The organism is Microbacterium sp. Be9, assembly GCF_011754135.1.
Classification (GTDB): domain Bacteria; phylum Actinomycetota; class Actinomycetes; order Actinomycetales; family Microbacteriaceae; genus Microbacterium; species Microbacterium maritypicum_A.
This window is the reverse complement of sequence record NZ_WNWT01000006.1, coordinates 1,365,088-1,383,779: the sequence shown is the minus strand read 5'-3', so window position 1 is coordinate 1,383,779 and position 18,692 is coordinate 1,365,088. Positions and strand designations below refer to the sequence as shown.

Genomic DNA, 18,692 nt, shown 5'->3' with positions numbered 1-18,692 from the left:
TGCTAGCGGGATCGCCGTCGCCCTAGAGCACCTCGTCCGCGGCGACGTGCTCGACCAGCGGGAGCACACGGCCCGAGAGATGCGTGCGCATCGCGATCGACGAGGCGGTGCGCGCGACTCCCGGCACCAGGGCGACCCGATCGAGCACCTCCTGCAGCCGCGTGGCATCGCGCGCCACCAGCCGCAGCTGCATGTCGCTGGCCCCCGTGACGGTGTGCATGTCGACGATCTCGGGGACCGCATCCGCAAGAGCCGTGGCGACGTCGTCGTGCCCCACCTTCTGATCGATCTCGACCAGGCAGAACGCGACGACGCCGTAGCCGAAACCCGCCGGATCGATCCGCGGCACGATCGCCTCGATCACCCCGCCCTCGTGCAGGCGCGCGAGCCGGCTCGTCGCGGTGCCGCGCGCGATCCCGAGTCGCCGTGCGCACTCCAGGATCGGTAGCTGCGGCGACTCCGTGAGCAGGCGGATGAGCTGGGCGTCGAGGCGATCGATGCGCATCGCTACTCCCGTGGGACGCCGGGCCGGGCCACGCTCCTGGTCGCCCGGGCGACGAGGAGGAGGACGGCGGTGAGACCCAGCGTGAGCAGCAGCTGGATGCGCGCGGCCTCATCGATCATCGCGAGGGCGATCACTGCGGCGAGCAGCACCAGGCACAGCCACGACAGCCAGGGGAAGCCCCACATACGCATCGGCATCGCCTCGCCGGCACGATCCGCGCGACGGCGGAGGATGATCTGCGCCACCGCGGTGGCGGTCCAGATCACGAGCAGCGTCGAGCCGACCACGTTGAGCAGGGCGGGCAGCACCACGTCAGGGAAGGCCCAGTTGAGCCCGACCGTGACGAACCCGAACGCCACGGAGGCCAGCACGGCGACGAACGGCACGCCCTTGAGGCTCGTGCGGGTCGCGGCCAGCGGGGCGAGCCCGCGCTCCCCCAGCGAATACGCCATGCGCGAGGCGCCGTAGATGTTGGCGTTCATGGCCGACAGCAGCGCGATGATCACGATGAGGTCCATCACCAGACCGACGCCGGGCACGTTCAGCGTCTCGAGCACCGCCGAGAAGGGCCCCGCCTTCACGGCGGGGTCGTTCCAGGGCAGCACAGCCACGATCACGAAGATCGATCCGACGTAGAAGACGAGGATGCGCACGAGCACCTCCCGCACGATGCGGCGGATGTTGTGCGCGGGATCGTTCGACTCCGCGGCGGCGATCGCGACGACCTCGGTACCTCCGAACGCGAAGACGACGATCAGCAGGGCGCCGGCGATCCCGGCGATGCCGTTCGGTGCGAAGCCGCCGTTGTCGACCAGGTTCGCGATGCCGGTCGCCGGCACACCGGGGATCAGCCCGACGATCGCGCACACCCCCACCACGAGGAAGGCGATGATCGCCGCGACCTTGATCGCCGCGAACCAGAACTCGAAGCGGCCGTAGTTGCGCACCCCGAACAGATTCACCGCAGTGAGCGCGACGACGAAGATCAGCACCCACACCCAGGCCGGGATGCCCGGTGTCCAGTTGGCCACGATCGCACCAGCACCGGTCGCCTCCGCGGCGATCACCACGACCAGCTGGATCCAGTAGAGCCAGCCGACCGCGCTGCCGGCGCTGCGTCCCATCGCCTTCTGGGCGTATGAGCTGAAAGCCCCCGAGCTGGGCCGAGCGGCGACCATCTCGGCCAGCATCGCCATCACGAGCACGACGATGCCGCCCGCGACCAGGTACGACACCAGCACGGCGGGCCCCGCGATGCTGATCGCCTGACCTGATCCGACGAACAGCCCGGCGCCGATCGCACCGCCCAGCCCCATCATCGAGATCTGGCGGCGGGTCAGGCCCGGGTGCAGACCCTTGGTGGTCGTGGTGGTCGGGGGGATCTCGGTCATGCGGTCATCGGTCATGCGCCGACCTCCACACGCTCAGCGGCACCGCGTTCCCGGGCGGCGCCTGCGAGCGCGGCCTCCACCCGGTCGATGTCCTCCACAGAGCCCGAGGAGATGCGGATGCCCTCCCCGGCAAAGGCGCGCGCGATCACGCCGCCCGCCTGCAGCAGGTGCTCGAGCTCCGCGGTGCGGTCGGCGGACGGCACCCACACGAAGTTCGCCTGGGACTGGACGGCGGGCCATCCGGCCGCCACGAGCACGGCATGGAGCCGGTCGCGCTGCACGACGACCTCGTCGATGCGTGTCGCGAGCTCGTCCTCGGCGTCCAGCGAGGCGAGCGCCGCGGTCTGCGCGAGGTCGGTCACGCCGAACGGCACGGCGACCTTGCGCTGGTTCTCCGCGACGGCGGCCGGGGCGATCGCATAGCCGATGCGCAGGCCCGCGAGCCCGTAGGCCTTGGAGAACGTGTGCAGCACCGCCACATGCGGGTGCCGCCGGAACAGCTGGATGCCGGCACCTCGACTCTCGGTGCGATCGAAGTGCACATAGGCCTCGTCGATCACCACGAGCACGTCGTGCGGTACCGCGGCGACGAAGCGCTCGAGCTCGTCGGCGCCGACCACGGTGCCCGTCGGGTTGTTCGGGTTGCACACGAAGATCAGGCGGGTGCGCGGGGTGATCGCCGCGAGCATCGCGTCGAGGTCGTGTCCGTGGTCTGCGTCGAGCGGGACCGGGACGGGCGTGGCACCCGCGATGCGAACCAGGGACGGGTACGCCTCGAACGACCGCCACGCGAAGACCACCTCGTCACCATCGCCGGCGACCGCGTGGATGAGCTGAGCGGCGATCTCGACCGACCCCGCACCGACCGTGACCTCCGACGGATCGACGCCGCAGCGGTCGGCCAGCCGTTCGCGCAGGGCGGCAGCGCTCATGTCCGGGTAGCGGTGGATGCCGTCGAGGCGGTCGCGCACGGCCGCGACGACCGAGGGCAGCGGCGGATGCGGGGACTCGTTCGAGGAGAGCTTCGAAGCACCGGCCGGGGCGGAGCGCCCCTGACGGTACGCGGGAACGGCGTCGAGTCCGGCGCGGGTGGGGAGGGGCATCGTCAGAGCGTCCTTGCTGTGATCCATGGGCGGCCCCCGAGCGGCACCGCCTGCTGTCGCGCAACAGTAGAACGGATCGCATCCACTGGGCAATCGGCGCACCGGAAGCTGCGCATCTCGCGCAACCGACCGCCACTCCTGGGGCGACGGTTAGTCAGATTGCACAGTCACGCTGTCGCGATCGCGGGCGCCGCGAGTCGGAAGCCGATGCCCACAGCGACGAGGTCCGCCTCGTACGCCCCGTGCCGTCGGGCGCAGCGGGCAAGATCCACGTCGTGGCGGAACGCTCCGCCGCGTGTGATGTGCGGGTCGGCCGCCCAGTCCTCGACGGCAGGGACGTCATCGGGCGCCCCCGGATACGGCGCGTACAGGGTCGAGGTCCACTCGTCGACGTTGCCGGCCATGTCGAGCACCCCGAACGGACTGGCGCCTTCGGGAAACGAACCGACGGGTGTCGTGGTGCCGAGTCCCAGGTCGAACAGGTTCGCCCGGCCCTGGACGTACTCGTCACCCCACGGGAACTCGCGGGTGTCGTCGCCGCGCGCCGCCCGCTCCCACTCGTCTTCGGTGGGCAGGCGGGCGTCCACACCGTGCTGCGAGCCGATCCAGGCGGCGTACGCGGTGGCCTCGTGCCACGAGACCCCGACCACCGGATGCTCGTCGATGCCGGAGATGGCACGGGCGCCGGTCGCCTCCGCGAACGCCGTCCACTGCGCCACCGTCACCGGGGTGCGGGCGAGTCGGAACGCCGGGACGGCGACCGCCAGGCGCGGCGTCTCCTTCCGATACCAGGCGGGCGGAACACCGGTGGCGGCATACCGGACGGTGAGGGCATCGATCTGATCGAGCGGCGTTCCCCGCTGCAGTGTCCCCGCCGGGATGTCGACCCACTCGATGTGCTGCACGGTCATGCCCGTTCCTCCCTCGAAACCGGTTCGTTCCCAGCGTAGGAGCCCCCGGCGGGAGCGCGGGCCGACGGTCAGCGCCCGACCGACACCTCGGCGGGATCACTCACCGGCAGTCGGCACACGAACGCCCGGCAGTCGTAGGCGCGTTCCGTCGTCGTATCCTTGCCCTGGAACAGGGCGAATCCCGCATCCGCGAACGATCGCGCCTGCTCGGCGCTGACCACGGCGACCACCTCGGCGTCCGCACCCCTCCCCGCCACGGCCAGGGCGCTGCCACGTGCCTCGGTGACCACGACGAGCTGGCGAGGTGGAACGGCGAGTCCTGCGGCCACCCGCAGCAGCGTGCCGTGGGCGAACGGCTGCTCCCGAGAGCGCTCGGCGAGCGCGCGCACCGTCGAGACGGTCGCTTCGCGATATCGCTCCCCCGCCCCCAGCCACCAGGCCGTCAGGGCGGCACCGGCGACGGCCGCCGCGTCTGAGGGCAGGTCGCCATCGGTCTGATCAGGCGACGTCGCGATGCCCTGGGCCGACAGGAGCGGGTCGTCACCGGCCGCCCCCTCGAGAGCCTCGTCGAGGACGACGCGCGCCTCGACCGCCCACCCCGCGTCGCCCGTCGCCAGGGCGAGCGCGAACAGACCGTCGGCGAGCAGCCCGAGGTCGGCGGCGGTCGCGACCGCGGCGGATGCCCGCCCGTCGAGGGAAGCACGTACCAGGGCACCGTCGGCATCCTGGTTGATCCGGAGCACCTGTTCCGCAGCGGAGACGGCCGCGTCGATCCAGCCCTGCTCCCCGAAGGCCGCCCCCGCCCGGGCGAGGGCGGCGATCGCGAGTCCGTTCCAACCGGTGATCACCTTCCCGTCGACGGCCGGCACCTCCAGACCCGTACGGTCGGCGAGGGCGCGAAGGTAGTACCCGCCCTCGTTGCGCACGCCGTCGATCGTCGACTCCGAGTCCTGCGCCGCACCGAATCCCCCGCCGTCGCGCTGGAGCACGTCGATCAGGAAGGAGGCGATGCCCCGCACGGTCTGCTCGTCTCCCGCGTCGCGCGCGATCTCGAGCAGCTGCGCGTTGTCGGTCAGCATCCGCTCGTAGTGCGGCACGGTCCAGTCACGCTGTGTCGCATAACGGAAGAATCCTCCATCGGCGTCGCGCAGGTCCGAACCCGCCATCGCCGCGAGCGCGCGTGCCGCCGCGGCCGCCGCCTCGGGCGCGCCTTCTCGCACGAGCGGATGCTGCAGGAATCGCAGCGTCGTGGCGACGGGGAACTTGGGCGCACCTCCGAAGCCGCCGAACTGCCGATCCTCGCGCTGCGCGATGGACGCGGCCGCCGCGGCGATCGCCACCATGTCCGGCAGGTCGGATGGTGTGGATTCCGCCGCCCGGGCGAGCGCGTCGGTCACGGCATCCGCCGACTCCTCCGCCTGCGCACGACGCAGCGTCCACGCCTCCCGCACCGCCGCGAGCACGTCGCGGAATGCGGGCATCGGCGGCCGGGCTTCCGGTGGCCAGTAGGTGCCGGCATAGAAGGTGCGCCCACGCGGTGTGGCGAACACGGTGAGCGGCCAGCCGAGGTTCTGCGTGAAGGCGGAGGCCGCGGCCATGTAGGCGCCGTCCACCTGCGGGTGCTCCTCACGGTCGACTTTGACGGCCACGAACCCGTCGTTGATGAGCGCGGCGGTGGCCGGGTCGGCGAACGACTCCCGAGCCATCACATGGCACCAGTGGCAGGTCGAGTAGCCGATCGAGATCAGGAGCGGCACATCCCGCCGCCGCGCCTCGTCGAATGCCTCCTCGCCCCACGGGTACCAGTCGACGGGGTTGTCGGCGTGCGCGCGGAGATACGGGCTGAGAGTGTCGGCGAGCCGATTGGTCATGCCTTCACGCTACGCCGCGCGGAGGGGGTGCGGTCAGCCGACGAGCAGCTCGATCGGACGCGATGCCGCATACCCCACCAGCGGAAGGGCGCGCTCGGCAGCCAACGCGATGCGGGCCTCGAGCACCTCGGAGGCGATCTCGTAGCCGTCGAAGTCGGTGTTGCTCGCGTAGACGCCGAGCGGAAGGGTGAGCGCCTGGAAGAACGCGAACAGCGGACGCAGCTGGTGCTCGATGATCAACGCGTGCTTCTCGCCGCCACCGGTCGCGGCGAGCAGCACCGGCTTGCCCACCAGGTCGTACTGGCCGACGAAATCGAACAGGTGCTTGAAGAGCCCCGTGAACGACGCCCGGTAGACGGGGCTGCCCACGATCAGCAGGTCGGCCGATTCGATCGCCTGCAGCTGCGCCTCGACCTCCGGCGGCAGCTGATCGCGCTGCAGCGCGCCGGCCAGTCCCGGACCGATCTGCGTCAGTTCGATGAGCTGCGACTCGACCTCGGCGCGCTCGGCGATGGCGGCGGTGATCGCGCGGACGAGGGCGGTCGTCTTGCTGGGCTCGTGCAGGGATCCCGACACGGCGACGACGCGGAACGGAGCTGTCATGCCTCGACGGTACTCACGACGGCGCCCCGTGTCGCGCGATGCGACACGGGGCGTCATGTGAGCCCGAGGCTCCGTCCCACGGGAGCGGGGTCAGTTGACCTCGTCCGGGTGCGAGCCGACGCGGCCGGAGCCGTCGAGCGGGTCGAGGGCGTCGATCGCCGCGATCTCGGCGTCGGTCAGTTCGAAGCCGAAGACGTCGAGGTTCTCACGCAGCCGCTCGGCGCGCACCGACTTCGGGAACACGATGATGCCCTTCTGCAGGTGCCAGCGGAGCACCGCCTGTGCCGGGGTGACGCCGTGCGCTGCGGCGGCATCTGCCACCGCAGGGATGCCGAAGAGGTCGTACTTGCCCTGGCCGAGAGGACCCCACGCCTCGATGCGGACGCCGTTCGCGTCGGCCCAGGCGACCTCTTCGCGGCGCTGGTACGCCGGGTGCAGCTCGATCTGGTTCACGGCCGGGACGACGCCGGTCTCCTTGACCGTGCGCTCCAGGTGCGGGACCAGGAAGTTCGAGACGCCGATGCTGCGGGTGAGACCCGCCTCGCGGAGCTCGATGAGCTTCGCGAACGCGTGCACATAGTCGTCCTTGGCCGGGGTCGGCCAGTGCACGAGGTAGAGGTCGACCTCGTCGAGTCCGAGCTTCTCGAGGCTCTCGCCGATGGCGGCGCGCGGCTCGTCGTCGTGGTGACGGTCGTTCCAGAGCTTCGTCGTGATGAACAGCTCGTCGCGCGGGATGCCGGAGGCGGCGATGGCGGCGCCGACGCCCTCTTCGTTGCCGTAGATGGCGGCGGTGTCGATGTGGCGGTAGCCGATCTCGAGCGCCTCGCTCACCGCCCGCTCGGTCTCTGCCGGCGGCACCTTGAAGACGCCGTAGCCGAGCTGCGGGATGGAGTTGCCGTCGTTCAGTTCGAGTGCAGGAATCGTCATGCCTCCAGCCTATGACCTGTGATGACAGGTCGGACCGGCCGGTGACGAAAGAAGTCAGTCGAGCCCGTCGAGCCCCTGCGACATGGCCTGGAAGGCCTCGACAGCGCGCTCCGCGGGACGAGCACCGTCGGGATCCGCCGCCCACTGCTCGAGACCGACGCGGATGGAGGCCGTCGCGACAGCGGCGAGCAGAGCCGCATCCCACACCGCGATCCCCCGCTCCCGGAGGATCGCTCGCAGTCGACGCTCGGAGTCGTCGTTGACGCGCAGCCAGACATCGCGCATCGCCGTGTCGTCGTCGAGGCCCCGGAGCACGCCGAGCATCGTGTCGAGTTCGAGCCCGTCGGATGACCGCTCCCCTGACCCGTCCTCGGCGAGCTGGGCGTGGATCACGGCGGGGATCCGCTCCCGCAGCGAAAGCTCCCCCACCTGCGCGAATGCCTCCTGCCAGCGCTGGGCGCCGACGCTGAGGATGGGCGTGATCGCGTCTTCCTTCCGGGCGAAGTACCGGTAGAACGTACGCACCGAGACACCCGCGCGCGCCGCGATCTGCTCGGCGGTGACCCCCGCCACGCTCTGCTCGGCGAACAGCGCGGCGGCGGCGGCCGCGATGTCCCGCTCGGTCGCGGCCCGGCGGCGTTCGGTGAGGGTCGAGGTCTCCACCGTCACAGCGTACGGGAATAGGCGAACGCCGCGGCAGGTTGGGTCTATGTGGCACGTTCTGTCATACAGGCATACTCTGCCTACAACGGAACGTCGCCTCGCGACACCATCACCGCATCCACCACGACATTCACCACGAAAGGGAAGATCATGAACCGCTACGAAGGACGTCGGGCGCTCGTCACCGGCGGAGGGTCGGGCATCGGTCAGGCCACCGTGCTGCGCATGCTCCGCGAAGGCGGCAGCGTCGTCGCCGCCGACGTCAGCACCGCGGGTCTCGAAGACACGGTCGCCCAGGCCGGCGCACTCGCCGAACGCCTCACGACCGTCACGATGAACATCGCCGACGAAGCCTCCGTGGCTGCCGGCGTCGCCGAGGCCGTCGCTGCTCTGGGCGGACTCGACGTGCTCGTGAACGCCGCCGGAATCCTGCGCTCCTCGCACACCCACGAGACGACGCTCGACCAGTTCGAGCAGGTCATCCGGATCAACCTGGTCGGCACGTTCCTCGTGATCCGCGCGGCGATCCCCGCACTGCTCGAAGGCTCGTCGTCCGCCGTGGTGAACTTCAGCTCGACCTCAGCCGGCTTCGCGCACCCCTACATGGCGGCCTACGCGGCCAGCAAGGGCGGCGTGCAGTCGATGACCCACGCGCTCGCCGCCGAATACGCGAAGAGCGGGATCCGCTTCACCGCGGTGCAGCCCGGGTCGATCTCGTCCGGCATGACCGACGGATCCGGCCAGAGTAACCAGAGCAACGGTCCGGGCCTGCCCGCCGACGCCGACATGAGCCTGTTCATGAAGCTCGCGCCCGCGATCGGTCAGGGTTTCGCCGGACCGGAGTCGGTCGCCGGCGTCGTGGCGATGCTCGCGAGCGAGGACGGTGCGTTCATCACCGGCACCGAGGTGCGCATCGACGGCGGCACGCACTTCTGAGAGGACCCGGTGGGGGCACCCGATCCGGTGCCCCCACCCGCGCACTCGTTCCTGAGCTCACTCGCCCGAGCGGATGGCCTTGACCTCGTGCACCCGCACGATGTTCGTGCCGGTCGCGCTGCCGGCCCGATACGAGAACACCGACGGCGATCCCTCGCCCTGGAGCGTCGACGTCGCATCCGTCGCGGACACCTGCCACGCCGCCGGCTCGGGCTGGCCGTCGGCCCACACCTTGGCGCGGATGGTCGTCGACGGTGAACCCGACGTCTCCGTCGACAGGTGGAACATCGTCCCGGCACTCCAGGTCAGACCGGGGACCGCCGCGCTGGCGATCGCCGTCCCGTTGCGCTGGATCACCACCCAGACCGCCCCATCGGCGCGATGCCAGGCCAGGGCTCGGAACCCGCTGTCGCCGGCGCGACGAGAACCCGCACCGACGTACGCCGTGCCGGACTCCGGACCGGCCGAGAGCGTGTAGGACATCGTCGTGGCGGAATCCCGCACCGATGCATCGTCCAGCAGCATCTCGCGCGTCTGCCCTGCGGCGAGGTCGATCACCCCGGCACCCTCTGCCACGGAGAGCGCGGTCGACTTGCCCTGCATCGGCGTCCACAGACCACCGACATCAGCGGTGCCCCAGCCGGAATCGACCGCACGGTCGAACCCGTCCGATGCCACGACGACATCGGCGACGACGGGGGCCGTGACCACGACCTGCTTCTCGCTCGATGCCGACAGTCCACGACTGTCCGTCACCGTCACGCGCACCGTGTAGGTCCCCGCTGCAGCGTATTCGTGCGTCGCGGTCGCGCCCGTGGCCGTCGAACCGTCGCCGAAGTCCCAGGCGTAAGCACTGATCGATGCTCCGCCGTCCGCGGACGAGCCCGACGCGTCGACCGCCACGCTCAGATCGGTCGACTGCGCCGTGAATGCCGCCGTCGGAGCCTTCATGCCCTTCCCCAGCTGGAAGTGCGACCGCACCTGATCCGCGTTCAACGCGAACGGGTACACCGCCGCCTCGTCCAGCGCACCCTTGAAGTAGTTCGACGAGGGAGCCGACGGCCAGCCCGCGAGGGCATCGCCGCCGATGCGGAGGTAGGCGGAGTCGGTCCTGGACGTCGTCACCGCGGGATCCGAGGCGACGAGCTCACCGTCGACGTAGAGCTTCATCCCCTCCGCGTTCTGCGAGACGACCGCGTGATGCCACGTTCCGTCGTTCAGCGCTTTGTCCCCTGCCACCGTGGCGCGCGTCTGACCGGCGAAGACGCCGAAGGTCAGAGTGCCGCTGTTCGTCATGTAGAGCTGTCGGTCGACGGTCGCGGAGCTTCCCGTCTTGGCGGCTCCGGAGCCGATGAGCATGCCGCCGGTCTTCGTGGTCGTCTGGAACCAGATCTCCGAGGAGAAATCCTTCGACACCGCCGCCTTGGCGTCGGACGACACCCGGCCGGTCGTGGTGCCGTTGAAGGCGGTCGATCCCGTGCCGCTGTTCTCGATGCCGGCCGACGAGACCGTGGCGCCCGACCCGTTCACCGGGGTGTTAGCGCCCGCCCAATCCTTCGAGATGTTTCCCATCGGGTAGTACAGCGAGGGACCGTCCGCGAGGACCTTGGCCGTGTATGCCGAGACGGTCCCCGCGTTCGCCTTCGCGTTCACGCTCGCACTGGTCGCGGTGTTCCCGGCGGCGTCCTTCGCGACCACGGTGTAGCTCTGCGTCGCGCCCGGCGTCGCCGTCGGGTCATCGAGCGTGACCGTCGCGCGCTTCCACCAGGTGCCGTCCGCAGTCGTGCTCGCCACAGGTTCAGCGGTTCCGGCTCGGTACAGCTCGTAGGTGAGGGTCAGGTCATCCCGATCCCAGTTCGTCTGGATCGTCACGCGAGCGCGCCCGGGGACGGGCGATGTGCCCGCCGTGGGCTTCCAGTCCGCAGCGGCGACACGGGGAGCGTCCTTGGCGCCGCCAGGCGGGTTCGTGGAGAACCGGACCAGTCCCTCGAACTGACCGCCGTTGACGGATCGGAACTCGCCGCCGATCGAGATCATGTCGCCCGCGCCGGTGATGGACAGGCCCGCCTGGCCGAGTCCGGTGGTGGTGCCCACCGACCAGTCCGGTGCCCACTGGTAGGGCGACGGCGCAGGGGTTCCCGCCCAGTTGGCGTACCCCGAGTAGGTGTTCGCGGAGAGGGTGCCGCGCGCATCGGCCGTGTACGCCTCGGCGTACTGGTAGACCGCCGGGTTCTTCTGCGGCTGCAGGCCCATCGTGTTGCAGGAGTGCATGTGGCTCGTCGTGTAGACGACCTTGCCGGTCGAGTACACGCCGTAGTGATCACCGTGGCAATCCGCGATCCAGCGCACCGCTCCTGTTCCCGCCTCTGCGGCGAACGTGCCCTCGAGGTTGCCCCCGCCGGCCCAGCTCCACCCGGTGCCGTAGACCGAGTTCGCGTCGGTGGCGAGGGCGAAGATACCGGAGTTGCTGCTGCTCCCGCTGTTCTTCACGACCTGGGAGATGCCCCAGGAGGTGTCCGCTGCACCGGTGGATTTGTCCACAGCGGCCGAGCCACGGAGACTGCTGCCGTTGACCGTCGAGAAGCGACCTCCGACGATGACGTTCGTGCCGGCCGGATCCATCACCAGGGCATCGACCTGGCGGTCGGCCTGGGGAGCCCAGCTCAGCAGCGCACCGTTCTTCTGGTCGAAGGCAGCGAGGTTCTTCCGGGCGACGCCGTTGGCCTGAGTGAACAGACCCCCGAGGTAGATGTTCGATCCGTCGGTGGTGATCGCGTACACGCCACTGCCGCCGATCGACGGCGCGAACTGCGGGACCAGCTCGCCGGTCTTCGCATCGAGTGCCGCGAAGTTCCACCGGTCCTTGCCGTTCACACTGTTGAAGGATCCGCCGATGTAGATGCGCGTGCCGTCGGGCGATGCCGCGACGGCCTTGATCACGCCGTTGACCTTCGGGGCGAACGACGACAGCGCGCCGGAGACGATGTCGTACGCCAGCACGTTCGAGCGTGCGGTGAGGGCCGTGCCGGGCGCGGCCTTCGGCTCACGCGCGTTGTCGAACTTGCCGACCGCGTACACGGTGGTGCCGATCGTGGTCTGCGCCCACACGTATCCGTTGTCGATCTGGACGGTCGGAATCGGATCCGACGTCACCACGTTCTCGTCGCGCTGCAGCTGCGGCGGCGTCGTCGGCGGCACGTCGGCTGCAGCGGCCGCCGTCGCTCCCACACCGGACAGACCCGCGATCAGCAGGCCGGCCGTCAGCATTGATGCGACGGCACCGCGTGCCCGTCGCCCGAAACTCGTGTTCCCCACCGTGACTCCCCAGTCGATGCCGTTCCGAACGCGCAGGCGTCATCCCCCGCGCACTCGACGACATCGAGACGGCGAATGGATCGCCGCAAAGCGGTGGTGTGAACTCCCCAGTTCGAAACTCCCCAGTCCGACCCGAGATCGGGGTCGGTCGCGAACGCCAGAAAGCGTCGCCGTTCCACGCTAGCACATCGTCTTCTCGGCCCTCGTCGTGGTCGGCGACGTGGTCGGCCCTATGGTCGGCGACGTGGTCGGCATCGACGGAGTCAGCTCCGGGGCACCGACGCCATCGCCGTCGCTCCCCGACCGACCAGGCGTTCGAGCGGTCCGCGGCCGAAGAACATCGACCAGAGCGTGGTCAGCAGGAGCAGACCGATCGCGGTCGCGGCCCAGAACGTGTTGCTGGTGAAGAACGACCCCGGTCCACCGACCAGCATGATCGAGAGCACATGCGCACTGTATGCCGAGAGCGGCATGGAACCGAGCGCACCCAGCGGGAGCAGCGCCCAGCGCACAGGTGTGCTCAGCAGCAGGCACAGGGCGATGACGACGAGGGCGAACCCGCCGGAACCGAGGATCTCGGCCGTACCTCCACTGTGCGGGTCGACGGCGAAGACCGCCGTGAGCACGGCACGGAGCGGGTCGGTCTCGGCGAACGCCTGCGGGTAGGCCTCCCACCCGGTTGGAGCCGTGCCCATGTCGACGAAGCCGGGGTCGACGATCGAGCTGCCCGATGAGACCTCCGTCCCCGATGAGCCGTTCCCGACGTCGCCGGCGAGACCGGCGGCGTGGCCGACCCCGCCCAGGCCGTACCCGACCACCACGAGCGCGAATCCGACGCCGAGCGCGACCGCCGCGGTGCGCATCCGCTCGACGCGCAGGCGTCCGAGGGCCATGCCGGCCAGCACCAGTGACATCCAGACCGTGATCGGGTACGTGCCGTACAGCACGAACCCGATGCCGGAACCGTAGGGGTTCAGCATCACCGCGTTCAGGAACGCGAGCAGCGCCGGACCGAGGAGTGCGAGCACCGCCGCCCCCGTCAGCAGCTGCCAGGGCCTCCAGCGCAGGAACGGGATGACCGCGACGTAGAGCAGACCGTAGAGCGTGAGGATCACTGCGATCGGGGTGTTCAACATCTCGAGGGCCAGGCCGATCACGAAGATCACCGCGCCCCGGCCGATGAGGTTCAGGCGGATGCCGGGGATGCGCTCACGTTCGGGCAGCGCGCTGCGTCCCGTCATGAGGGCGATCGAGATGCCCGCGAGCACCGCGAACAGGATCGACGAGCGTCCATGCACCAGGTCGGTCCACGTCGACGGGTCGAACCAGTCGAACGGCTCGGTCTCGCCGATGTGCGCTCCGGCCATGCCGAGGATCGCCAGTCCTCGGGCGACGTCGAGCCCGAGGATGCGCGGAGGTCGTCCGAACTCGTGGAACCACCGGACGGGGGCGAGAGCAGTGATCACCCCCTGATCGTAGAGGCCGGCATCGGTGCGTGGATGACCGATCCCGGCATACGATGGAGGGCTATGTCTTCCCCCGTGATCTCCTATCCCCCGGAGCTGCCGGTCAGCACCGCCAGGGCTGAGATCGCCGACGCCATCCGCGACCACCAGGTCGTGATCGTCGCCGGTGCGACCGGATCGGGAAAGACCACCCAGCTGCCGAAGATCGCCCTGGAACTCGGTCGGGAGCGCATCGCCCACACGCAACCGCGACGCCTCGCCGCCCGCACGATCGCCGAGCGCGTCGCCGAAGAGCTCCACGTCGAGCTGGGCACGCTCGTCGGATACAAGGTGCGGTTCACCGACAAGGTGTCGGACGCCACGCGCATCGCCCTGATGACCGACGGCATCCTGCTCAACGAGATCCACCGCGACCGGTTACTCACCCGCTACGACACGATCATCATCGACGAGGCGCACGAGCGCTCCCTCAATGTCGACTTCCTGCTCGGCTACCTGTCCCGCATCCTCCCGGAGCGACCCGACCTCAAGGTGATCATCACCTCGGCGACGATCGATCCGGAGAGCTTCGCCACGCACTTCGCCGCACCGGACGGCACCCCGGCACCGATCATCGAGGTCTCCGGCCGCACCTATCCGGTGGAGATCCGCTACCGCGGGCCGGTCGAGGATGCAGACGAAGAGGATGCGCCGCCCGAGCCGGAGGACGAGGTCTCGGCGATCGTCGCGGCCCTGCGCGAGCTCGACCGGGAAGCACCGGGCGATGTGCTCGTCTTCCTCCCCGGCGAGGCCGAGATCCGCGATGCCGCCGATGCCGTGCGCGGCGCCTACGCGAGCGACCGCGCCCCCACCGAGGTGCTGCCGCTGTTCGGACGGCTCTCCGCCGCCGACCAGCATCGGGTGTTCGAGCGCAGCCGGGTGGCCGGCGTGCGCCGCCGGGTGATCCTCGCCACGAACGTCGCCGAGACCAGCCTCACGGTGCCCGGCATCAAATACGTGATTGACACCGGCACCGCGCGTATCTCCCGGTACAGCAACCGGTCCAAGGTGCAGCGCCTGCCGATCGAGGCCGTCTCCCAGGCCTCGGCCAATCAGCGTTCCGGCCGTGCGGGCCGCACCAGCGACGGCATCGCGATCCGTCTCTACTCGGAAGAGGACTACGACAAGCGACCGGAGTACACCGAGCCCGAGATCCTGCGCACCTCGCTGGCCTCGGTCATCCTGCAGATGCTGTCGCTCGGATTCGGCGACATCACCGCGTTCCCCTTCCTCACCCCGCCCGACTCGCGGGGCGTGAAGGCCGCGTTCGACCTGCTCACCGAGCTCGGCGCCGTCGAGGCATCGCGCCGCGACGGTACCCCGCACCTCACCCGCACGGGTCGCGACATCTCCCGCATGCCGATCGATCCGCGGTTCGCACGCATGCTGATCGAAGCAGGGAAGGCGGACTCCGGCGGCACCGTGACGCGTGACGTGCTCGCGATCGTCTCGGGCATGACCATCCAGGACGTGCGGGAGCGGCCGGAGGAGCGCCGGGACGAAGCCGACCGGATGCACGCGCGTTTCGTCGACCCGACCAGTGACTTCCTCACCCTGCTGAACCTCTGGAACCACCTGCGCGAGCAGCAGCGCGAGCTCGGCTCGAGCGCGTTCCGCCGCCTGTGCCGTTCCGAGCACCTCAACTACGTGCGGGTGCGCGAGTGGTTCGACGTGCATCGCCAGCTGCGCACGCTCGTGAAGACGCCCGACCGCCCCCGCGACGACCGGAGAGCGGGCGGCGACGGCGGCACCAGCGATCCCGATGCCATCCACCGTGCACTGCTGTCGGGCCTGCTCTCGCAGATCGGCATCCTCGACGAGCGCACCGCCCCCGCAGGCAAGGTGCACTCCCCTGCGAAGGAACCGAAAGGCCGTCGCATCGCCGAGTACCGCGGGGCGCGCGGCATCCGCTTCTCGATCTTCCCCGGCTCCGGTCTGCGCAAGAAGAGTCCGCGGGCGGTGATCGCCGCCGAGATCGTCGAGACCTCCCGCACGTTCGCCCGCACGGTCGCCGCGATCGACCCCGCCTGGGCCGAGCCCCTCGCCGGCGACCTCGCCAAGCGTCAGGTCACCGAGCCGCACTGGTCGAAGGATGCCGGTGCTGCGGTCGCCTTCGAGAAGGTGACCCTGTTCGGCCTCGAGATCATCCCGCGTCGGCGCGTGCAGTTCGCCCGCATCGACCGCGCTGCCTCACGCGAGCTGTTCGTGCGGCACGCTCTCGTCGAGGGCGAGTGGGATCCGCCACGGCTCGACAAGCGGGTGAGCGCGTTCTGGCGCAGCAACGCCGAACTGCGCAAGCGCCTCGAGAAGCTCGAGGAGCGCGAGCGTCGCCGCGACATCCTCGCCGGCGACGAGGCCGTGTTCCGCTTCTACGACGAGCGCATCCCCGCCGAGGTGTTCGACGTGCGGTCGTTCGAGAGCTGGTGGCGAGAGGCCATGGCGACGACGCCGAAGCTGCTCGTGATGCGCGAGAGCGACCTGATCGACGACGAGGAGCGTGCGGATCAGCGCGAGTTCCCGACCCGGTGGACCCAGGGCGACCAGGTGCTCGGCCTCGCGTATCGGTTCGAGCCGGGCGCCGACGACGACGGCGTGAGCGTGGTCGTGCCGCTACCGCTCCTCGCGCAGATCGAGGACCGCGGCTTCGACTGGCAGGTTCCCGGTCTGCGTGCCGAACTGGTGACGGGCCTGCTGCGCGCCCTCCCCAAGGCGATCCGTCGCCACGTGGTCCCCGCCGCAGACTGGGCCGAGAAGTTCGGTGCCGAGCTCGTCGAGGAGGGGCCGGAGTCGCACGGCGGCCTGCCTCCGCGCACGCTCAAGGAGGCGCTCGCCCGCCGCATCCAGCCGCTCGCGAACCAGCTGGTCTCCGCCGCCGACTTCGACGACGAGCGCGTGCCCCCGCACCTGCGCATGAACTTCCGCGCCGTCGACGAACGCGGCAGGATCGTCGGATCCGGACGCGACCTGCGGGCGCTGCAGACCCAGCTCTCGGACCGCGCCCGCAGCAGCGTCGCCCGCTCGATCGCAGCTCCTCCCCGCTCCGGGGGGACGGGAGCGAGACGCGGCACCGAACGCGGGGGGATCGAACGCATCGCGTCCGCGCCCCTCGAGCAGACCGGCCTCACGGCGTGGACGTTCGGAGAACTGCCCGAGGTGCTCGACACCCGCGTCGCCGGCGGCGTCGTGCGGGGGTACCCGGCCATCGTCGACCAGGGCAAGAGCGTGTCGGTGCGCGTCGAATCGACCCCGGATGCCGCGGCGGCCGCCACCCGCGACGGCGTGCTGCGCCTCGTTCTTCTGGGTGTGCCCTCGCCCTCCTCGTACGTGCAGGAGCACCTGACGAGCCAGGAGAAGCTCGCTCTCGCCGCCTCGCCCTATCCGTCGGCCGCCGCCCTCATCGAGGACTCGCGTGCGGCGGTCGCCCGCACAGTCATCGAAGACATCGTGCCGGATGGCATCGTGCGCGACGAGGCGGGTTTCGCCCGCGTGCGCGACGCGGTCTCCGCCGTCCTCGTCGACGAACTGTTCGCCTGCGTCTCCCTGGTCGCACGCATCCTCACGAAGTCACGCGACGTGGAGCGCGGCATCAAGTCGCAGAACTCGCTCGCCCTCCTCGGCCCGCTGAACGACATCCGCACCCAGTTGAGCGGACTGCTGCACCCCGGGTTCGTCTCCACCGCCGGTGTCGACCGCCTCGCGCACTTCCCCCGGTACCTGGAGGGGATGCTCGACCGGTTGAAGACCCTGTCCAGCGAGCCCGGCAAGGACCGTGCACGCATGACCGAGTACGAGCGGATGGCGAAGGCCTTCGAAGACGCCGGTGGCACGATCCCGCTCGCGGCCGACGCCTCGCCGGCGCTCGTCGAGGCGCGCTGGCTGCTCGAGGAGTACCGCGTGAGCGTGTTCGCGCAGCGTCTGGGCACCGCGCAGCCGGTGTCGCCGCAGCGCATCATGAAGGTGCTGTCCGGGCGCTGATCCGTGACCGCTACTGTCGGCGCAGGTAGCCTGAATGCATGGCTCGCGCGATCGTGTACACCGAAATCGGCTCCCCCGCTGTCCTGCATCTGATCGAGATCCCCGACCCCGTGGCGGGCCGCGGCGAGGTCGTCGTCCGCATCGAGGCGGCGGGGGCGAACCCGATCGATGCGAAGCTGCGCGGCGGCAAGCGCCCGTCGCCGCCGATCACCGAACCGCGTCCGGTCGGCTTCGACGGTGCCGGTGTCGTCGAAGCGCTCGGCGAAGGCGTCGACGACTTCGCGGTCGGCGACCGGGTGGCGATCCGCGATGGGCACGGCACCTACGCGTCGGCGCTCGCCGTCCCGGCCGAGAACCTCGCGAAGCTCCCCGACTCCGTGACCACCGCAGAGGGCGCCGGCATCGGCATCCCCGCCGGAACCGCCTACCAGGCGCTGCGCTCGCTCGGGGTGACCGAGGGCGACGTGCTGCTCGTGCACGGCGGCTCCGGAGCCGTCGGGCAGGCAGCCGTGCAGTTCGCCGTCGCCTGGGGCGCGACCGTGATCGCGACCGGGAGCCCCGCCCGCCACGATCAGCTGCGCGAGCTGGGCGCGATCCCGGTGGCGTACGGCGACGGCCTGCTCGAGCGGGTCCGCGAGGCGGCTCCCTCCGCCGTCACAGTGGTACTCGACTGCGCGGGAACCGACGAGGCGATCGAGACCTCGCTCGCCCTGGTGTCCGACCGCGACCGCATCGCGACGATCGTGCGGGGGCCGGATGCCGCATCCTTCGGCATCCGTGCCTTCTCCGGTGGATCGCCGGTGCCGCTGACCGACCAGGAACTCGCCTGGCGTGCCGAGGCCCTCGCCGAGACGATCGCCCTCCTGGACACCGGCGACTTCACGATCGAGCTCGGACCGCAGCTGCCGCTCGCCGAAGCGGCGCAGGCCCATGAGCTCATGGAATCCGGCGCCGCCTCGGGCAAGATCATCCTGCTCCCGTAGTCGC

The 18,692-nt window shown here is 70.3% G+C and carries 13 protein-coding genes; 3 read left to right on the top strand and 10 right to left on the bottom strand.

Annotated features, from left to right (window positions below):
- Positions 1 to 22: 22 nt before the first annotated feature.
- The 8 genes from GLO27_RS17775 to GLO27_RS17740 all read right to left on the bottom strand — a co-directional run bounded on the left by GLO27_RS17775 (position 23) and on the right by GLO27_RS17740 (position 7,974).
- The gene (locus GLO27_RS17775; RefSeq protein WP_021199914.1) at positions 23 to 505 is read right to left on the bottom strand and encodes an Lrp/AsnC family transcriptional regulator; all 483 of its coding nucleotides are present in this window, start codon (positions 503 to 505) and stop codon (positions 23 to 25) included.
- Positions 506 to 507: 2 nt separating this feature from the next.
- Complete coding sequence (locus GLO27_RS17770) at positions 508 to 1,911, bottom strand: amino acid permease (RefSeq protein WP_021199915.1); 1,404 nt, start codon at positions 1,909 to 1,911, stop codon at positions 508 to 510.
- Positions 1,908 to 3,026: a histidinol-phosphate transaminase gene (hisC, locus tag GLO27_RS17765; protein WP_167256084.1), complete on the bottom strand. Its 1,119-nt coding sequence runs from the start codon at positions 3,024 to 3,026 to the stop codon at positions 1,908 to 1,910. Before hisC ends, GLO27_RS17770 begins: the two co-directional genes overlap by 4 nt.
- A 140-nt stretch (positions 3,027 to 3,166) precedes the next feature.
- Positions 3,167 to 3,910, bottom strand: a complete 744-nt coding sequence (locus GLO27_RS17760; protein ID WP_167256082.1) for an SUMF1/EgtB/PvdO family nonheme iron enzyme — start codon at positions 3,908 to 3,910, stop codon at positions 3,167 to 3,169.
- 68 nt (positions 3,911 to 3,978) lie between these two features.
- Positions 3,979 to 5,781, bottom strand: coding sequence for a DUF255 domain-containing protein (locus tag GLO27_RS17755; RefSeq protein ID WP_167256080.1), 1,803 nt, complete (start codon positions 5,779 to 5,781; stop codon positions 3,979 to 3,981).
- A 33-nt stretch (positions 5,782 to 5,814) separates the two neighbouring features.
- Entirely contained in the window at positions 5,815 to 6,384 is a 570-nt protein-coding gene (gene msuE, locus GLO27_RS17750) for an FMN reductase (protein WP_029259601.1), read from the bottom strand.
- Between the two features lie 90 nt (positions 6,385 to 6,474).
- Positions 6,475 to 7,311 (bottom strand): aldo/keto reductase, encoded by an 837-nt coding sequence (locus GLO27_RS17745; protein ID WP_029259600.1) that lies wholly within the window; start codon positions 7,309 to 7,311, stop codon positions 6,475 to 6,477.
- Between the two features lie 54 nt (positions 7,312 to 7,365).
- On the bottom strand, positions 7,366 to 7,974 hold the full coding sequence (locus GLO27_RS17740) for a TetR/AcrR family transcriptional regulator (protein ID WP_021199921.1): 609 nt from the start codon (positions 7,972 to 7,974) through the stop codon (positions 7,366 to 7,368).
- A gap of 150 nt (positions 7,975 to 8,124) precedes the next feature.
- Here GLO27_RS17740 and GLO27_RS17735 point away from each other — a divergent pair, with 150 nt between their 5' ends.
- A complete protein-coding gene (locus GLO27_RS17735; protein ID WP_021199922.1) occupies positions 8,125 to 8,910 on the top strand; it encodes an SDR family oxidoreductase in 786 nt (261 codons plus the stop codon).
- 57 nt (positions 8,911 to 8,967) lie between these two features.
- Here the strand turns inward: GLO27_RS17735 and GLO27_RS17730 are convergent, their stop codons facing one another.
- Entirely contained in the window at positions 8,968 to 12,177 is a 3,210-nt protein-coding gene (locus tag GLO27_RS17730) for a LamG-like jellyroll fold domain-containing protein (protein ID WP_243844860.1), read from the bottom strand.
- Between the two features lie 311 nt (positions 12,178 to 12,488).
- Complete coding sequence (locus GLO27_RS17725; RefSeq protein WP_292775728.1) at positions 12,489 to 13,691, bottom strand: heparan-alpha-glucosaminide N-acetyltransferase domain-containing protein; 1,203 nt, start codon at positions 13,689 to 13,691, stop codon at positions 12,489 to 12,491.
- 63 nt (positions 13,692 to 13,754) lie between these two features.
- On the opposite strand from GLO27_RS17725, the gene hrpA reads away from it, so the two are divergent.
- Together hrpA and GLO27_RS17715 are read left to right on the top strand one after the other, a co-directional pair.
- A complete protein-coding gene (gene hrpA, locus GLO27_RS17720; RefSeq protein ID WP_167256078.1) occupies positions 13,755 to 17,705 on the top strand; it encodes an ATP-dependent RNA helicase HrpA in 3,951 nt (1,316 codons plus the stop codon).
- Positions 17,706 to 17,743: 38 nt separating this feature from the next.
- Positions 17,744 to 18,688 carry an NADP-dependent oxidoreductase gene (locus GLO27_RS17715; RefSeq protein ID WP_021199926.1) on the top strand — a complete coding sequence of 315 codons (945 nt, stop codon included), beginning with the start codon at positions 17,744 to 17,746 and terminating at the stop codon, positions 18,686 to 18,688.
- Positions 18,689 to 18,692 lie beyond the last annotated feature (4 nt).